The organism is Bifidobacterium xylocopae (assembly GCF_003315615.1).
GTDB classification, from domain to species: Bacteria; Actinomycetota; Actinomycetes; order Actinomycetales; family Bifidobacteriaceae; genus Bombiscardovia; species Bombiscardovia xylocopae.
Genome location: NZ_PDCH01000034.1, coordinates 1 through 913, shown reverse-complemented (window position 1 = coordinate 913; position 913 = coordinate 1). Strand labels below are relative to the sequence as shown.

Annotated in this window: 1 pseudogene; it reads right to left on the bottom strand. The window is 61.1% G+C overall.

From position 1 onward, the window contains the following. A pseudogene (locus CRD59_RS08030) lies at positions 1-913 on the bottom strand (LPXTG cell wall anchor domain-containing protein); the annotation flags it as partial.

Below are 913 nucleotides of genomic sequence, written 5' to 3'. Positions count from 1 at the left end.
GATGACCGCCTGCCACCTGCCCGAGGCCGGGTCCTTGAGGATCCAGGACTTGTCCGGGTTCGGCCTCCAGGTCGGGAACTCACGCTCGGGCGTGGGCCTGGTCTGCTCGATGGAGGTGCCCTTCCAGTAGACCTCGCCATAATCCTTGACCCGGCTGGTCTCCGGCACGGATGTACGGATCGTCACCTTCCAGGCGAAATTATGATCCTGGGGCAAGTCGCCGCCCTTCCACGTGGCGTGTGCCCCCGGCGCGGCCGCGTCGAAATCGAACTGTCCACTTATATCGGCGCCGGTCGTGGTATCAGTCACCGATTGAGCCACCACCGCATACGACTGGCCCGCAGGGTCAATCGAATCCGTGAACTTCAACCGCTTGCCTCCCAGTCCAGTGCCAGTCGTGATGACCTGATCATGCAGCATCGAATCCGCATTAGTACCAGCCGGCACGTCCTTGGTGGGCGGAGCTGGAGGCGTTTCGGACCGAGGCTCATACTGGTTAAGCATGATCACCACAATGGATATATCATCATTAGAGTACTGTTCGGCCAGCGAATTGACAGATGTGCCAGGCTGATCCTGGAAAACATCATTCGTGGTGTACTGCACGCCTTTATTGCTGTAGTAATGGCCACCTACCGTTGCCGCCCAACCTGCAAGCCAGTCGCTTTTCAGGTGGTGCACCAGCCCTGAGAACTGCTTGTTCGGCCCGGTCATCGTGCCCACGGCCACGACCCGGCATTGGGCCTGCCCCACCTGGTCGGCGTGGGCGTCGTTGAAACGGTTGACGCAGTTGGTGTTGGCCATCGTCAGCGCCTGCTGGGCCACGCCGACGCCGTTCGGCAGCATCGTCACACCCTGGGCAGCGAAAGCCGCATTGATGCTGGACATGGCGTTGCCGCCGAACCCCCCATCG